The following is a 16,192-nucleotide window of genomic DNA, read 5'->3' on the forward strand; positions in this document are numbered from 1 at the left end:
CGCTCTCTGCTTACCATCACCCGTGAGCAGCGGCCGGCGCCCGATACATCGGTGCTCCTGTTCGCCGCGATCGAACGACATCGGTGAGGGGTCGACGACACATGTCGGATGCAGTTCTGGTGGAGCGCCGCGGGCGCATCCTGGTCATCACGATCAACCGTCCGCAGGCGCGCAACGCGATCAACCTCGAGGTCAGTCAGGCGCTTGCCGACGCGATGGACGAACTCGACGACAGTCCGGACCTGTCGGTGGCGATCCTGACCGGCGCGGGCGGGAACTTCTGCGCGGGAATGGATCTCAAGGCCTTCGCCGCCGGCGAGCGGGTCGCCGTCGAGGGTCGGGGCCTCGGGTTCACCCAGAAGCCCCCGCGTAAACCCGTCATCGCGGCCGTCGAGGGATTCGCACTGGCCGGCGGCACCGAACTCGTGCTGGCGACCGATCTCGTCGTGGCGTCTCGGTCGGCGAGATTCGGCATTCCCGAGGTCAGGCGCGGACTCGTCGCCGGTGCCGGCGGGCTGCTGCGGCTGCCGAGGAAGATCCCGTACCAGAAGGCGCTCGAACTCGCGCTGACCGGCGACGACTTCACCGCCGAGCAGGCCGCCGGCTGGGGATTGGTGAACATCCTCACCGAGGACGGGGGAGCTCTGGACGGAGCAATCCATCTCGCGGAGAAGATCACCGGGAACGGCCCGCTGGCCGTCGCCATCACCAAGCGGATCATCGCCGAGTCGGAGTCGTGGGGCGACGACGAGAAGTGGGACCGGCAGGCCGAGCTGCTCGCCCCGGTCTTCACCTCGAAGGACGCCCTCGAGGGCGCGAAGGCGTTCGCGGAGAAGCGCAAGCCGCGGTGGACCGGGGCCTGAGCCCGGCTCGTCCACGTGAGATCGACCTGAGGAGAACACATGTCGCTTGAGGGTGAGGTCGCCATCGTCACCGGCGGGGCCGGTGGCCTCGGTGCGGCGACCGTGCGTCGCCTCCACGCCGCGGGTGCGTCGGTGGTCATCGCCGACGTCGCCGACGATCCGGCCGAGATGCTCGCCGACGAACTCGGCGAACGGGTCGTCTACGTGCGAACCGACGTCCTCGACGACGAATCGGTGAACGATGCGCTCGCGCAGGCGGGCCGGCTCGGCGCCCTGCGGTATGCCGTGATCGCCCACGGCGGGTTCGGCGTGGCGTCGCGACTGGTCAACCGGGACGGATCGCCGCATCCGATGAAGGGCTTCGTCGACACCATCGCCCTGTACCTGACGGGCACCTACAACGTCCTGCGCCTGACCGCCGCGAAGCTCGCGACGGGCGAGCCGAAGGAGAACGGCGAGCGCGGGGCGATCGTCATGACCAGCTCGATCGCCGGTTACGAGGGCCAGATCGGGCAGACCGCATACGCGGCCGCGAAGGCGGGTGTCATGGGCCTCACCCTGTCGGGCGCCCGCGACCTCGGTTCGATCGCGGTCCGCCTCAACACCATCGCACCCGGCACCATGCGCACCCCGATCATGGAGTCGATGGGCGAGGATGCGCTCGCGAAGTTCGCGCAGGGTGTCCCGTATCCCAAGCGTCTCGGGTCGCCCGACGAGTACGCGGCGCTCGCTCAGCACCTCTTGGAGAACACCTACATCAACGGCGAGATCGTCCGGCTCGACGGCGCGCAGCGGTTCCAGCCGCGCTGAGTCGGGCAAGACGATTGGTCACGAACGCCTAACGACGGTCCGCCTCGGCTTGGGGTGGCCCCTGGTCCTCGGTAACCTTTGTTACCTCTGGGGAAAGAGTCAACAAAAGGGGCTGTTGGTGCGTTCGTGGAAGAAGCGACTGATCGTCGCCGCGTGTGCTGTCGCCGTGGCCACAACCGGATGGGCGCCGGCGGCGCTCGCGGCACCGGCACCTGACCCGAATCGTGCCCGGATCGACACCGTCATCCACGGTTCCGCCCAGCAGACGACGCTGATCGTCTGGTCGGGGGCGATGCGCAAGCTGATACCGGTCAACGTCCTGCGGCCGCGGAACACCAAGAAGCCGGCCCCGACGCTGTATCTGCTGAACGGCGCGGGCGGCGGCGAGGACACCGCCACCTGGGGTGCGAAGACGCAGTACGCGAAGTTCTTCTCCGACAAGCACGTCAACGTGGTGACCCCGATCGGCGGCGCGTTCTCCTATTACACCGACTGGCAGCGCGACGACGCCGTGCTCGGTCGCAACAAGTGGCAGACGTTCCTCACCAAGGAGTTGCCGCCGCTGGTGGACAAGGAATTCGCCACCACCGGCAAGAACTCCGTCGCGGGCATCTCGATGGCCGGCACGTCGGTGCTCAATCTCGCGATCGCCGCACCCCGGCTGTACAAGTCCGTCGCCGCCTACAGCGGGTGTGCCCGGACGAGTGATCCGTTGGGGCAGACGTACATCCGGATGGTCGTCGCCGGCAGAGGTGGTGCCGACCTCGACAACATGTGGGGCCCGGTCAACTCGGCGGGCTGGCGCGCGAACGATCCGTACCTCAACGCCGCGAAGCTGCGCGGCACCAAGGTCTACATGACCAGCGGCACCGGCCTGCCCGGCTGGTACGACCGGCTCGAGGCGCCGCTCATCGCGGGTGACCCGATGACGCTGGCCAACCAGGTCGTCCTCGGCGGCGTCATCGAGGCCGCGGTCAACGAGTGCACCAAGCAGATGGCACAGCGCCTGCGCGCGTTGAAGATCCCGCACAAGGTGCTGTTCCGTCCGGACGGCACCCACTCGTGGGGTTACTGGGAACGCGACCTCAAGACCACCTGGCCGATGATCGCCGCCGATCTGAAGTGACCGGGCAGGACGGGATCCGGGTCGAGGACCTCCGACCCGGGCGGGTGATCGCGCTGGGTTCACACACGGTGACCGAAGCCGAGATCGTGGAGTTCGCGCGGGCGTGGGACCCCCAGGACTTCCACGTCGACAAGGAACTCGCGGCGGCGCGTGCCTACGGCGGGCTCATCGCCAGCGGTATCCACACCATGGCCGTCTATCAGCGTCTCTGCGTCGACGGCGTGCTGCGCCGGCTGCCGGTGATCGCCGGGAAGCGCCTCGCCGAGACCGTCTTTCTGCGTCCGGTCCGTCCCGGGGACACCCTCACCGGGACGATGACCGTCGACGCGGTCGAGTTCGACGACCGCGGCCGGGCCCTGGTCACCTCGACCGGTGAGCTGGTCAACGACGACGGCAAGCCGGTGTTCCGGACGGTCGTCGAGGCGTACATGCGCGTCCGGGACGTGTCGGCGTGATCCCCCGGGCCGGTGATCCCGTGCCCGTGAGTCTCAGTCCTGCTTGACCCGGTCCTTCAGCAGCAGGCGCACGGTCAGTTCGAGCCGGTTGGTGACGTCGGTGGCCGACGCCCGGCGGGTGAGCCACTGGACGAGGTTCGACATCCACACGTCCGAGAGCACGCGCGCGATGGCGAGATCCTCCTCGGTCGGTTCGCCCTCGTCGACGATGGCGTTGGCCAGCAGTCGGTCGATGATGTTCGCGACCTGGTCGACCTCAGCGGTCGCCGAGGCGTCGGCGAACATGAACGCGCGCGTCATCGCCTCGGTGAGCAACGGGTCGCGCTGCATCGCGAACGTGATCATGTCGAGGACGTGGCGGAGTCGGTCGATCGCGTTGTCGCCGCGCAACTGCGAGCGGTCGACCTTCGACTCGACGCGCTCGAACTCGCGCGCGAGCGCGGTCACCAGCAGGTGGACCTTGGACGGGAAGTAACGGTAGAGCGTGCCCACCGCGACGTCGGCCTTGTCGGCGACGGTGCGCATCTGGACGGCGTCGTAACCGCCTTTCGAGGCGAGGGCGAGGGTCGCGTCGAGGATGCGGCGACGCCGCTCGCGCTGCGCGGACGAACCGGATTCGGGAGACGCTGCGGGGGTCGGGGAACCACCGGGCGCGTCAACCGCGGCATTGCCTGGTGCAGAGCGGGCCATGTGTTTACGAACATCCTCACGTGATCGGCGACCGGGTAGGCGGGGAATCACGGGTGGCTACCCGATCACCTCCACCCATGGCATATTAGAACAGGTTCTAATTATTCCTCACAACCCGACATGCAGAGGATCACCCGTGACAATCGCCACGTCTTCCGAGCAAATCGCCGTATGCCACAGTATCGAGTCCTGGGCGCGCGCGGCGAAGGTGACCGAACTCGTCCGCTCCGACATCGACAAGCCGCGCGACCAGTGGACCCAGATGTTCGGGCAGTTGGCGGACTTCGGGGTCTTCGCGGCGGCCCTGCCGGAATCGGCGGGTGGGCTCGGCGCGGGCTTCGTGGACGTGGCGGCCATGGTCGAGCAGTGCGGCGCCGAGTTGGTGCCCGGTCCGATCGTCCCGACCGTCACGGCCGCGATCGCGCTCGCCGGCAGCGACGACCCGCGGGCGGGAGAGCTCCTGGAGCAGGTCGCCGCGGGGGCGGTGCCGGTGGTCACGCCGGCGGCGGGGCATGCGCGAGCCGCGGCGGCCGAGTTGTCGGACACCCTCGACCTCGGCATCGTCGCCGGTCATGTCGACGGTGCCGCCATCCTCCTGGCGCTCGACGTCCCCGGCTCCGACACGCGCTGGTGGCTCCTCCCGTCGGGGGCCGGTGCGGTCGACGCGGTGCCGCAGGCGCCGCTGGACGGCACCATGTCGGTCTCCCGGGTGCGGGTCTCGGGCGTGAGGGCCGACGACCTGATCGCGCTTCCCGACGCCGTGCTCGTCGAGGGACTGCTCTCGGCGACGCTGGCCGCCTATCAGAGCGGCGTCACGCGCTGGGCGCTCGACACCGCCGTCGAGTATGCCAAGGTCCGCACGCAGTTCGGGGTCCCGATCGGTTCCTTCCAGGCGATCAAGCACATCGCTGCCGAGATGCTCTGCCGCTGCGAGGAGGTCACTGCGGTGGCATGGGACGCGGCGCGCGCCGTCGACGAGGTGCTGCAGGCGTCTGCCGATGAACTCGACTCCGCGCGTGAGCAACTGGCGATCAGCGCGCTCGCCGCGGACGTGGTCGTCGCCGAGGCGCCGGCGGCCACGGCCAAGGACTGCGTGCAGGTGCTCGGCGGCATCGGCTTCACCTTCGAGCACGACGCCCACCTCTACCTGCGCTCCGCGCTCGCCGCGCAGGCGGTCCTCGAGGGCGGGCGGAGCGCGGCGTCTGCGCTCGCCGCCCTCGGACTCCGCGGCGTCCGCCGCCGGTTCTCCCTCGACCTGTCGCAGGTGGAGGGCCGGCGCGACGAGGTCCGCGCCACGGTCGGCCGCATCGCCGAGGCCGACGAGGCGGACCGCCGCCGTCTCCTCGCCGAGACCGGCTACCTGACCCCGCACTGGCCGAAGCCCTATGGTCTCGGCGCCGACCCCGCGCTGCAGCTGCTCATCGACGTCGAACTCGACCGCGCCGGAATCGTCCGCCCCGACCTGGTCATCGGCGCGTGGGCGATCCCGACGATCCTGGCCCACGGCACCGATGCGCAGCGTGAGCGGTTCGTCGCCCCGACCCTGGCCGGCGAGATCGTCTGGTGTCAGCTGTTCAGCGAACCCGAGGCGGGTTCGGACCTGGCCGCCCTGCGCACCAAGGCCGTACGCGTGGACGGCGGCTGGAAGCTGTCCGGCCAGAAGATCTGGACCTCCCAGGCGCACAACGCGCAGTGGGCGATCTGCCTGGCCCGCACCAATCCCGAGGCGCCGAAGAACAAGGGCATCACCTACTTCCTGGTCGACATGGCCTCGCCCGGCATCGACATCCGGCCCCTGCGCGAACTCACCGGGCGTGCCAACTTCAACGAGGTGTTCCTCGACGGGGTCTTCGTTCCCGACGACTGTGTGGTCGGCGAGGTCGACAACGGCTGGCGCCTGGCCCGCACGACCCTCGCGAACGAGCGCGTGGCGATGGGCGGGTCCGGTCTCGGCAAGGAGATGGAGGGGTTGCTGCGTCAGGTGGAGGCGATGACTCGGGATCTGACCGACGACGAGCGCGCCGCGCTCGGCCGCCAGTTCGCGGATGCGCACGTGGGCCGGGTCATCGACGCCCGCACCGCCACGCAGCAGCTCGCCGGACTCGATCCCGGCGCCCTGTCGAGCGTCCGCAAGCTCATCGGTGTCCGACACCGCCAGGCGGTGCCGGATCTGGCGTTCCGGCTCCTCGGCGCGCAGGGCCTCACGCTCAACGACGCCTCGGACGCCGTGCTGCAGAACAGGTGCCTGTCCATCGCCGGCGGCACCACCCAGATCCTCAAGACCGCCGCGGCTGAACGCATTCTCGGTTTGCCGCGCCGATGAACGTCCGTTCTGGGCGAAAAGCGCAGATGAACCGCAATCTCTACCCCCTGGCGGTTGGACTCTGATACAACTAGAACAAGTTCTAGTTCTGTTGCCCGCACATGGAGGAGACGCAGGGTGGACTTTGCCCTGGACGCTACGGCGATCGCGGTTCGCGACGTCGCCGACGAGGTGTTCGCACGCCGGCAACCCGACTGGGAGTCGACCTTCGGCAAACGAGGGTCCGACGACCGGCCGGGGAGTGATCAGGCGGGCGGCTTCGACGCCGAGACCTGGCAGGCGCTCGTCGAATCGGGCCTGCTGGTGCTCCCGCTTCCGCCCTCGGCCGACGGCGACGAGGTCGACGAGGCCGGACTGCTGCCGCTGTTGCGCCGGATGGGCCGGTCCGCGGCCGTCACCCCGGCACTCGGCACCCTGGCCGCCGCGCTGGTCCTGGCGAAGGCCGAGCCCGAGGTCTGGCAGCGGTGGGGTGAGAAGATCACCGGCGGCCGCTGGGCTGCGGTGGCCATCGGCGAGCACGGCGACGCCCTGACCGCGACGCCGAAGGCCGGCATCCACGACGGACGCCTCAACGGCACCAAGGTCGGCGTCCTGCACGCCGACGGGGCGTCGGTCCTGCTGGTCACGACCGACGCGGGCGTCGTCGCGGTCGATCCGGCCGCCGAGGGCGTCACCCTCACGCGGACGCCCACCTCGAGCGGATGGGGCGAGTACACGGTGACGTTCGACGACGTCGCGATCGACGACGCCGACGTCGTCGGCCGCGACCTCGCACCGCTGCGGGACCGCTTCCGACTGGCCCTCTGCGCCTACGGCGACGGCCTGGTGGCCGGGGCGACCCGCCTGACCGCCGACCATGTCTCCACCCGCGAGCAGTTCGGCAAGCCCATCGCGCTGTTCCAGGCGGTCGGCCAGCAGCTCGCCGACATCTACGTCGTCGGCCGCTCGATCGAGCTGTCCACCACCGCCGCGGCCTGGCGGCTTTCCGAGGGGCTCGACGCCGCAACGGATCTCGGCATCGCCGCCTACTGGTTGGCGGAGGAGGTGCCGCCGACCCTGCGCACGATGACCCACCTGCACGGCGGGATCGGTGTCGACATCACCTACCCGCTGCACCGCTACTTCTCCGTCGCCAAGGACCTCGCCCGCCTGGTGGGCGGATCGGCCGTGCGACTCGACGAACTCGCCGACATCACCGAGGCCGCTGCCTCGGCGGCCGGACAGGGGTGAGAGATGTTCATCGACCTGACACCAGAACAGCGGGCGCTGCGCGCCGAACTCCGCGAGTACTTCGCCGACCTCGTCAGTCCCGAGGAGGCGAAGGTCATGCTCACCGAGCGGCATGGCCCCACCTACCGCAAGATCATCAAGCGCATGGGCGACGACGGCTGGCTCGGCGTCGGCTGGCCGAAGGAGTTCGGCGGCAAGGGATTCGGTGAGATCGAACAGCAGATCTTCACCAACGAGGCGGTCCGCGCCGACGTGCCCCTGCCGTCGGTGACGCTGCAGACCGTCGGCCCGACCCTGCAGGTTCACGGCACCGAGGAGCAGAAGCGGAAGTTCCTGCCCGCGATCCTCGCCGGAGACGTCCACTTCGCGATCGGCTACACCGAGCCGTCGGCGGGCACCGATCTCGCGTCGCTGACCACGACCGCTGTCCGCGAGGGCGACCACTACGTCGTCAACGGACAGAAGATCTTCACCACCGGCGGCCACGACGCCGACTACATCTGGCTGGCCGTGCGGACCGACAAGGACGCGCCCAAGCACAAGGGCATCTCGATCCTCATCGTCGACACCACCGATCCCGGGTTCAGCTGGACCCCGATCATCACCGCCGACGGTGCGCACCACGTCAATGCCACCTACTACAACGACGTCAAGGTCCCGGTGTCGATGCGCGTGGGCGAGGAAGGCGACGGCTGGAAGCTGATCACCACCCAGCTCAACCACGAGCGCGTGATGCTCGGACCGGCCGGCCGCATCGAGGGGCTCGCCGCGCGGCTGCGTGCGTGGGCACAGCGCCCGGGTCCCGACGGCACGGTCATCGCCAAGCAGCCCGACGTGCGTCGCGCGCTGGCCACCATCGACGCCTACGGCCGCATCAACGAGCTGCTCAACTGGCAGGTCGCGTCCACCGGGGAGGCGATCTCGATGGCCGACGCCGCGGCGACGAAGGTGTTCGCCACCGAACGGATCCAGGCGGTGTGCCGCATGGCCAACGAGATCGTCGGGCGCTACGGCGATTTCACCGATCCCGAGACCGCTGCCCTCGTCGACTGGCTCGACGTCCAGCAGAAGCGCCACGTCGTCATCACCTTCGGCGGCGGCGTCAACGAGGTCATGCGCGACATGATCGCCACCGCCGGCCTGGGACTGCCGAGGGCCAAGCGATGAGCACCACGCAGGAGAGGGGCGAGGTGACCGCGCCCGACACGACCGGCCTGTCCGACGACGACGCGATCCGCGCTGCGGCACAGGCGATCATGGACGCAGGTCCCAGCGCGCCCGTGCGCGGCCGCGACCCGATCAACCAGCCGATGATCAACAACTGGGTCGAGGCGATGGGGGACACCAATCCCATCTACGTCGACGAGGAGGCCGCACGCGCGGCCGGGCACCCCGGGATCGTCGCACCGCCGGCGATGGCGCAGGTGTGGACCATGCGCGGGCTCCACGGCGTCCGCACCGCCGACGACCCGCTCGGCCGCGCGTCGCAGCTGTTCGACGAGGCCGGGTTCACCTCGGTCGTCGCGACCAACTGCGACACCGTCTACCACCGCTACACCCGCCCGGGCGAGGAGGTCTCGCTGTCGGCCGAGCTCGTCGAGGTCGTCGGTCCCAAGAACACCGCACTCGGTGAGGGTTGGTTCTTCACCACCCGAAACGTCTGGTCCGTGGTCGGAGAAGACGGCGCAGACGAGGTGGTCGCCGAAATGCGGTTCCGCATCCTCAAGTTCCGGCCCCCGGCCAAGAGCGGCGAGTCGAATACAGCCGTCGCACAACAGGGTGCGCGGGTTCCCGACGACCTGGACCCGTCGCGGATGCTCAAGCCGAGCGTCTCGCGGGACACCGCCTTCTTCTGGGAGGGCGTCAAGGCCCACGAGTTACGCATCCAGCGCGACGGCGAGGGCGCCCTGCGCCACCCGCCGGTCCCGGCGACGTGGAAGCCGCGGCAGCCCGACGGCACGGTCCCCGAGACCGATTACGTCGTCGCGGCCGGAACAGGGACGGTATACAGCTACGTCGTCCACCGGGCACCCAAGGTGCCCGGGCGGCAGCTGCCGTTCGTCGTGGCCCTCGTCGAACTCGACGAAGGCGTGCGGATGCTCGGCGAGCTGCGCGGCGTCGAACCGGAGGAGGTGTCGATCGGCATGCCGGTGCGGGTCACGTTCCTCGATTTCCCCGCGGACGAGGACGCGGGCACGGAGGCATGGACGCTCTACGCGTGGGAGCCGGCCGGATCGAGCGAGGGGACGGACCGATGACCGGTATCGCCGCAACACCGATCGCGGTCGGGACCACGTTGCCGCCGTTGACGATCGAGGCCACGCCGACCTTCGTCGTGGCCACCGCGCTGGCCACCCGCGACTTCCAGGACGTCCACCACGATCGCGACCTCGCCCAGGCGAAGGGGTCCAAGGACATCTTCGTCAACATCCTGACCGACACCGGGCTGGTCGAACGGTTCGTCACCGACTGGGCCGGCCCGTACGCCCGAATCCGCTCGATCGCGCTCAAGCTCGGCGTGCCCTGGTACGCCTACGACACGGTCACGTTCGCCGGCGAGGTCACCGAGGTCGCCGATGACGGGCTCGTCACCGTCGCGGTCACCGGCACCAATTCGCTGGGCAAGCACGTGATCTCGACCGTCACTCTCACCGTCGGCGACGGCGCGCACGATTCGACGGAGCAGGATTCGGCAGAAGGGGAGGGTCGGTGATGGGCACGCTCTCGGGACAGGCGGCGATCGTCGGCATCGGCGCCACCGAGTTCTCCAAGGACTCCGGACGCAGCGAACTGCGACTGGCCGCAGAGGCGGTGCAGGCGGCCATCGCCGACGCGGGCCTCACGCCGGCCGACGTCGACGGGCTGGTCACCTTCACGATGGACACCAACAGCGAGATCTCGGTCGCGCGTGCCGTCGGCATCCCGGAGCTGACCTATTTCTCGCGCATCCACTACGGCGGCGGCGCGGCGTGCGCCACCGTCCAGCAGGCGGCGATGGCCGTCGCGACCGGGGTCGCCGACGTGGTGGTCGCCTACCGTGCGTTCAACGAGCGGTCGGGACTCCGGTTCGGGCAGGTGAATTCGGCGGTCGCCAACCAGGAGAACTCCTCGGGCACGGAGAACGCCTTCAGCTATCCGCACGGGCTGTCGACGCCGGCGGCGTTCGTCGCGATGATCGCGCAGCGGTACATGCACGACTACGGCGCCACCAGCGAGGACTTCGGCCGTATCGCCGTCGTCGACCGCAAGCATGCGGCCAACAACCCCGATGCCTTCTTCTACGGCAAGCCGATCACGCTGGAGGATCACCAGAACTCGCGCTACATCGCCGAGCCGCTCCACCTCCTCGACTGCTGCCAGGAATCCGACGGCGGTGTCGCACTGGTGATCACCTCGGCCGAGCGGGCCAAGGACCTGCCGCACAAGCCCGCGGTGATCGCCGCGGCGGCAGCGGGTTCGGCGGCCGACCAGTACATCATGACCAGCTACTACCGGGAGGAGCTGGCGGCGCTGCCCGAGATGGGTCTCGTCGGTCGTCAGCTGTGGTCGCAGTCCGGCCTCGGGCCCGACGACATGGACATGGCGATCCTCTACGACCACTTCACCCCGTACACCCTCATCCAGCTCGAGGAGCTCGGCTTCTGCGCCCGCGGGGAGGCCAAGGACTTCGTGCGCGCGCCCGGAGCCCTGGAGGTGGGCGGACGGCTCCCGCTGAACACCCACGGCGGACAGCTCGGCGAGGCCTACATCCACGGGATGAACGGCATCGCCGAGGCGGTCCGCCAGATCCGCGGCGACTCGGTCAACCAGGTCGACGACGCCGAGAAGGTCGTCGTCACCGCCGGTACCGGCGTCCCGACAAGCGGATTGGTGCTCACCGCATGAGCACGTCCGCCCGTCCGGTCCCCATCGAATCCATCCAGCCACATCTGTCCATGAACACTCTTGAAAACGAGGAGCGCGCACGATGAAGTTCAACCTCGCCGACGTCTTCGAAACCGTCGCCGATTCGGTGCCCGAGCGGATCGCGCTCAGCTACCAGGGTCGCCAGATCAGCTACGCCGAGCTCGACAAGCTCTCGAACCAGGTCGCGCACCTCCTCTCCGACAACGGGATCGGCGCCTTCGACAACGTGGCGCTGTTCCTGAAGAACAGCGTCGAGCACGTGACCAGCCTTCTCGGCCTGCTCAAGATCCGCGCGGTGCCGGTCAACGTCAACTACCGCTACACCAACGCCGAGCTGCAGTACATCTTCGACAACTCCGATTCGCGCGCGATCATCGTCGAGCTCCCCGAGCACCAGCGCAGCGTCGCCGCGATACTCGCGGACGTCCCGACGGTCCGGACGGTGTTCGTGATCGGCGAGATCGTCGACGAGCTGCATCAGGCGGTCGCCGACCTGCCCGGCGGCCGGCTCGTCGAGGTCGTGTCGTTCTCCGACTACGAGGCCAAGCCGGACCACCGCGACTTCGAGCCGCGCAACGGCGAGGAGCTGTACCTGCTCTACACCGGCGGCACCACGGGTTATCCCAAGGGCGTCATGTGGCAGCACGACGACTTCTTCCGCAAGCCGCTGTCCGGCGGCAACCCGTACGGCGAGGCGCGCAAGGACCTCGAGGAGATCGGCACGGCGGTCAAGGACTTCCCGTCGATCGCCTTCCTGCTCGCGGCCCCGCTCATGCACGGCGCGGCGTCGTACTCGCTGTTCACCTTCTTCACCCTGGGCGGGCGCCTGGTGATCCAGCGCGACTTCGACCCGGCCGCCATCGTCACCGAGGTCGAGAAGGAGAAGGTCAACATCGTCCTCATCGTCGGCGACGCCATGGGCCTGCCGCTCGTCGAGGAGATGGAGAAGCGCAAGGACGAGGTTGATCTGTCGTCGATGTTCTCCATCACCTCCGGCGGTGCGATCTGGTCGCAGCACGTGCGCGACCGCATGCTCGCGGTGAAGCCGGATCTGGTGCTGCGCGACAACTTCGGCGCCTCGGAGTCGGGCAACGACGGCGAGATCATGATGGACGAGAACGGCCACCTGAAGGTGCCGCCGACCGACAAGATGATGGTCGTTGACGAGAAGCTCAACAAGATCGCGCCCGGCTCGGGCGAGGTCGGCTACATCGCCCGCATCGGCAACGTGCCGCTCGGCTACTACAAGGACCCGGAGAAGACCGCCAAGACCTTCCCGACCCTGCCCGACGGGACCCGCATCTCGATCCTGGGCGATATGGGCACCGTCGAGGCCGACGGCTCGATCGTCTTCCTGGGCCGCGGTTCCCAGTGCATCAACACCGGCGGCGAGAAGGTCTACGCCGAGGAGGTCGAGGCCGTCCTGCACGCACACCCGGCCATCGCCGACGCCCTGGTGGTCCCGGTGCCCGACGAGAAGTACGGCCAGCGGGTCGCCGCGGTGATCGCGCTCGCCGAGGGCGCCGAGGAGCCGTCGCTGGAGGACATCCAGGAACACTGCCGGGCCGACCTGGCCCGCTACAAGGTCCCGCGCACCGTGGTCTTCGTCGACGAGGTCAAGCGCACCCCGGCCGGCAAGGCCGACTACCGCTGGGCGAAGGCCGAGGCGGCGAAGGAGAGCACGGCGGTCTGACCGGCCCGCTCCTCAGCGAGCGACCGACAACCCCGCCCACAACGCGAGCACCGCCGCCCCCAGCGTCACGGGAACCGTCAGCGCCCCCAGGCGCAGGTACTCCCGTGACGTGGGGGCGGCGGTGTTCTTGTGCATGATCTCGCGCCACAGCAGGTTCGCCAGCGAGCCGAAGTAGGCCAGGTTCGGCCCGATGTTCACCCCGAGAAGCATCGCCAGGACGAGGCCCGGGTCGTGGGCGACGAGCGGGATCAGCAACAGCGTCGCCGGGAGATTGTTGACCAGGTTGGCCAGTGCCGCGGCCACCAGGGCGACGACGAGAATGCCGAGCAGCGTGGACGACGACGGGATCAGTCGGCCGATCCAGTCGCCGAGCGGGCCGTTGCGCACCGGCAGGATCACGACGCTCAACGCGGCGACGAAGCCGAGGAACGGGATGTTCGCCGCGACCGCCGCGTCGCGGAGCGCCGGCAGCGGCGAACGGATCAGCCCGGGCAGCGCGAACACCACCGCGCCGACGCCGGCGACCGCTGCGAGCGGCACGCCGAACGGCTCGGCGATCACGAAAGCGACGAGCAGCAGGCCCAGCGCAACGAGCAGGAGACCGGGTCGATGGACCGGTGCGGGTTCGGCCTCAGGCGTCCCGGACGCCGGGACGTCGGACGGTGCCGCCTCCCGCAGCGCGTCGGCGAAGAACCACCGGAAGATCAGGTATTCGACGGCGATCCCGACGACCCACGGCGCCAGCATCAGCCCGGTGAAGCCGAGAAAACTCAGGCCGGTGGCCGAGAACGCCAGCAGATTGGTCAGGTTCGACACCGGCATCAGCGTCGACGCGGTGTTGGCCAGGTGCGCACTCGAGAACGCGATCGGCGTGACCCGGGCGCCGATGTGACGGGCCGTGGCCACCGCGACCGGGGTCAGCAGCACGATCGTCGTGTCGAGACTTAGGATCGCGGTGGTCACCGCGGCCACGACGAACACGATGCGGAGCAGGCGGCGTGGTGAGGACCGGCTCCAACCGGCCAGGACCGACCCGACCCAGCGGAAGACCCCCTCCCGGGCGCACACCTCGGCGATCACCAGCATCGCGGCCAGGAAGCCGATCGTCGGTGCCATGGCGAGGACCTCGTCGACCGCGGAATCGAGGTCGGTCAGGCCGAGGGCGACGAGGAGCGCGGCGACCGGTGCGGCCACCGCGACGGCCGGGACCCGCTGCGCGGCAAGAGTTGCGGCGATGACCACGAGGAGCGCGACGACGCCGACGAGGCATCCTGCGACGCTGTCCGTGGTGAGCACCGCAGACAGATTACGCGCGAGTGCGCGGGTTGCCCGGTCAGGGGAGGTCAGTCCCGGGTGGACAGTCCTCGACTCGAGGTGTCGTCGAGATCGTGCTCGCGGCCGCTGTGCCCGTCGTCGCCGGTCCCGTCGTCGCCGGACTCGTACTCGTCGGACTCGACGTAGGACCGCTCGATGTACACCGGCCCCTCGACGACGCGGCGGGGAGTGAGCCACAACAGGACGGCGGCACTGGCGAGCATGATGCCGCCGAGGATCAGCGAGGCGTGCTCGAACGGGACGTCGAAGGCGGACTGGCTGCCGTCGGCGATCCGGTCGGCGAGTTCCTGCGACCGGCCGGAGAGGTTGTCGACCACGACACGCGCCTCGGCGAGGGAGCGTTCGATGTGCGTGGCGGCCTGCTGTGCCTGCGCGATGGTGGCCTCGCCGCCGGCGACGTCGCCGGCCGCGATCTGCTGTTGGCCGTAGGCGGTGAGCTGTTCGCGCGCGAGGTCGGCGGTCGGGCCGATCCGGGCCTTGTACCCGGCGGCCACCATCGAGCCGGCGATCGCAATGCCGATGGCCGCGCCGATCTCGCGCGCGGTGTCGTTGACCGCCGAGCCGACGCCCTGGTTGTCGAGCGGGGTGTTGGACATGATCGCGGTGGTCGCCGGGGCGGACGAGAACCCGATGCCAATGGCGATGACCGACAGGATCCCCGCCAGCGTCCAGTAGCCGTCCACCTGGATGAGGCCGAGAAGGGTCAGGCCGATGCCGCACAACAGCGCGCCGCCGGCGATCACGAACTTCAGCGAGTCGAGCCGCACGGCCAGCCAGTTGGACAGCATCGCGAAGACGCCGACCCCGACGACGAACGGCATGAGCGCGAGGGCGGACTGCAGCGGCGAGTACCCGAAGACCAGCTGCAGCAGCTGGAGCACGAGGTAGAACATGCCGAACGAGGCGAGGAACTGCACCGCCACCGACAGCGACCCCGAGCCGAACGCGCGGTTGCGCATCAGGCGGATGTCGAAAAGCGGCGAGGCCGAACGCAGCTCGACCACGACGAACAACACGCCCAGCAGGATTCCGCCGATCAGGCAGATCAGCACGAGGGCGTCGTCCCATCCGCGGTGGGGGGCCTCGAGCAGGCCGAAGACGATGCCGGTGACGGCGAGGACCGAGCACAGGCTGCCCGGGATGTCGAAGCGGCCGGGATCGCTGTCCTTGCTCGTGCCGATGGTGAAGCAGAGAACCGCCGACACCGCCGACGAGGCGGCGAAGGTGATGAAGATCGAGTGCCAGGAGAAGAACTCCAGGAGCAGGCCGGTGACGAGGAAGCCGGCGATCGCGCCGCCGCCGGCGATGGCCGACCAGATGCTGATGCCGAGTGCGCGCTGCCCGTCGGGCATGCCGGAGGTGATGAGCGACAACGTCGTCGGCATGATCAGCGCGGCGGCCGCACCGGCCAGGCAGCGCGTGAGGATCAGTTGTTCGGGCCCGTTCACCCAGATCGCGGCCAGCGACGCGACGCCGAACAGCACGAGCCCGACGATCAGGACCTCGCGGCGCCCCAGACGGTCGCCGATCGCGCCCGCGGGGAGCAGCAGCGCGGCGAGCGCGAGGGTGTAACCGTCCACGATCCAGGTCATCTGGCCGGCGTCGGCGCCGGTGTCGATCGCGATGTCCGGCAGCGCCGTGTTGAGGGCCGCCATCGCGGCGACCACCATGCTCACCGACAGGCAGGCGATGAGGACCAACCAGGAGGAGCGCCAATCCATCCGGACGCCGATCGGCAGTTTCATGATCCGCTCCTGGTCT

General features: G+C 69.3%; 14 protein-coding genes. 11 read left to right on the top strand and 3 right to left on the bottom strand.

Annotated features, from left to right (window positions below):
* The first annotated feature begins 101 nt into the window (after window positions 1-101).
* The 4 genes from GP2_RS02795 (at window position 102) to GP2_RS02810 (ending at window position 3,254) form a co-directional block, all read left to right on the top strand.
* Window positions 102-863: a crotonase/enoyl-CoA hydratase family protein gene (locus GP2_RS02795; protein WP_006898947.1), complete on the top strand. Its 762-nt coding sequence runs from the start codon at window positions 102-104 to the stop codon at window positions 861-863.
* Window positions 864-902: 39 nt separating this feature from the next.
* The gene (locus GP2_RS02800) at window positions 903-1,673 is read left to right on the top strand and encodes an SDR family NAD(P)-dependent oxidoreductase (RefSeq protein WP_006898948.1); all 771 of its coding nucleotides are present in this window, start codon (window positions 903-905) and stop codon (window positions 1,671-1,673) included.
* A gap of 115 nt (window positions 1,674-1,788) precedes the next feature.
* Complete coding sequence (locus GP2_RS02805; RefSeq protein ID WP_085950494.1) at window positions 1,789-2,799, top strand: alpha/beta hydrolase; 1,011 nt, start codon at window positions 1,789-1,791, stop codon at window positions 2,797-2,799.
* Complete coding sequence (locus tag GP2_RS02810) at window positions 2,796-3,254, top strand: MaoC/PaaZ C-terminal domain-containing protein (RefSeq protein WP_006898950.1); 459 nt, start codon at window positions 2,796-2,798, stop codon at window positions 3,252-3,254. The genes GP2_RS02805 and GP2_RS02810 overlap by 4 nt, the downstream gene beginning before the upstream one ends.
* Window positions 3,255-3,287: 33 nt before the next feature.
* On the opposite strand, the gene kstR is transcribed toward GP2_RS02810, so the two are convergent.
* On the bottom strand, window positions 3,288-3,944 hold the full coding sequence (gene kstR, locus GP2_RS02815; protein ID WP_006898951.1) for a cholesterol catabolism transcriptional regulator KstR: 657 nt from the start codon (window positions 3,942-3,944) through the stop codon (window positions 3,288-3,290).
* A 136-nt stretch (window positions 3,945-4,080) separates the two neighbouring features.
* Here kstR and GP2_RS02820 point away from each other — a divergent pair, with 136 nt between their 5' ends.
* The 7 genes from GP2_RS02820 (at window position 4,081) to GP2_RS02850 (ending at window position 13,096) form a co-directional block, all read left to right on the top strand.
* Entirely contained in the window at window positions 4,081-6,267 is a 2,187-nt protein-coding gene (locus GP2_RS02820) for an acyl-CoA dehydrogenase family protein (protein WP_006898952.1), read from the top strand.
* 117 nt (window positions 6,268-6,384) lie between these two features.
* A complete protein-coding gene (locus tag GP2_RS02825) occupies window positions 6,385-7,497 on the top strand; it encodes an acyl-CoA dehydrogenase family protein (RefSeq protein ID WP_006898953.1) in 1,113 nt (370 codons plus the stop codon).
* Window positions 7,498-7,500: 3 nt separating this feature from the next.
* Window positions 7,501-8,664: an acyl-CoA dehydrogenase family protein gene (locus GP2_RS02830; RefSeq protein ID WP_006898954.1), complete on the top strand. Its 1,164-nt coding sequence runs from the start codon at window positions 7,501-7,503 to the stop codon at window positions 8,662-8,664.
* Window positions 8,661-9,755, top strand: coding sequence for a bifunctional MaoC family dehydratase N-terminal/OB-fold nucleic acid binding domain-containing protein (locus GP2_RS02835; RefSeq protein WP_169333992.1), 1,095 nt, complete (start codon window positions 8,661-8,663; stop codon window positions 9,753-9,755). The genes GP2_RS02830 and GP2_RS02835 overlap by 4 nt, the downstream gene beginning before the upstream one ends.
* Window positions 9,752-10,210 carry a MaoC family dehydratase gene (locus GP2_RS02840; protein WP_006898956.1) on the top strand — a complete coding sequence of 153 codons (459 nt, stop codon included), beginning with the start codon at window positions 9,752-9,754 and terminating at the stop codon, window positions 10,208-10,210. The genes GP2_RS02835 and GP2_RS02840 overlap by 4 nt, the downstream gene beginning before the upstream one ends.
* Complete coding sequence (locus GP2_RS02845) at window positions 10,210-11,382, top strand: lipid-transfer protein (RefSeq protein WP_040526287.1); 1,173 nt, start codon at window positions 10,210-10,212, stop codon at window positions 11,380-11,382. The genes GP2_RS02840 and GP2_RS02845 overlap by 1 nt, the downstream gene beginning before the upstream one ends.
* An 82-nt stretch (window positions 11,383-11,464) precedes the next feature.
* Entirely contained in the window at window positions 11,465-13,096 is a 1,632-nt protein-coding gene (locus GP2_RS02850) for an acyl-CoA synthetase (RefSeq protein ID WP_006898958.1), read from the top strand.
* A 12-nt stretch (window positions 13,097-13,108) separates the two neighbouring features.
* On the opposite strand, the gene GP2_RS02855 is transcribed toward GP2_RS02850, so the two are convergent.
* Together GP2_RS02855 and GP2_RS02860 are read right to left on the bottom strand one after the other, a co-directional pair.
* A complete protein-coding gene (locus GP2_RS02855; protein WP_006898959.1) occupies window positions 13,109-14,392 on the bottom strand; it encodes an SLC13 family permease in 1,284 nt (427 codons plus the stop codon).
* 47 nt (window positions 14,393-14,439) lie between these two features.
* Window positions 14,440-16,176, bottom strand: a complete 1,737-nt coding sequence (locus tag GP2_RS02860) for an MFS transporter (protein ID WP_006898960.1) — start codon at window positions 16,174-16,176, stop codon at window positions 14,440-14,442.
* Between the last annotated feature and the right edge of the window lie 16 nt (window positions 16,177-16,192).

Origin of the sequence: Gordonia paraffinivorans NBRC 108238, from assembly GCF_000344155.1 — a bacterium.
Taxonomy (GTDB): Bacteria; Actinomycetota; Actinomycetes; order Mycobacteriales; family Mycobacteriaceae; genus Gordonia; species Gordonia paraffinivorans.

What these genes read in the sequence shown, in the direction of transcription:
- GP2_RS02795 (WP_006898947.1), top strand. Translation starts at nt 102, where the DNA reads ATGTCGGATGCAGTTCTGGTGGAGCGCCGCGGGCGCATCCTGGTCATC.
- GP2_RS02800 (WP_006898948.1), top strand. Translation starts at nt 903, where the DNA reads ATGTCGCTTGAGGGTGAGGTCGCCATCGTCACCGGCGGGGCCGGTGGC.
- kstR (WP_006898951.1), bottom strand. Translation starts at nt 3,944, where the DNA reads ATGGCCCGCTCTGCACCAGGCAATGCCGCGGTTGACGCGCCCGGTGGT.
- GP2_RS02830 (WP_006898954.1), top strand. Translation starts at nt 7,501, where the DNA reads ATGTTCATCGACCTGACACCAGAACAGCGGGCGCTGCGCGCCGAACTC.
- GP2_RS02835 (WP_169333992.1), top strand. Translation starts at nt 8,661, where the DNA reads ATGAGCACCACGCAGGAGAGGGGCGAGGTGACCGCGCCCGACACGACC.
- GP2_RS02840 (WP_006898956.1), top strand. Translation starts at nt 9,752, where the DNA reads ATGACCGGTATCGCCGCAACACCGATCGCGGTCGGGACCACGTTGCCG.
- GP2_RS02845 (WP_040526287.1), top strand. Translation starts at nt 10,210, where the DNA reads ATGGGCACGCTCTCGGGACAGGCGGCGATCGTCGGCATCGGCGCCACC.
- GP2_RS02850 (WP_006898958.1), top strand. Translation starts at nt 11,465, where the DNA reads ATGAAGTTCAACCTCGCCGACGTCTTCGAAACCGTCGCCGATTCGGTG.
- GP2_RS02860 (WP_006898960.1), bottom strand. Translation starts at nt 16,176, where the DNA reads ATGAAACTGCCGATCGGCGTCCGGATGGATTGGCGCTCCTCCTGGTTG.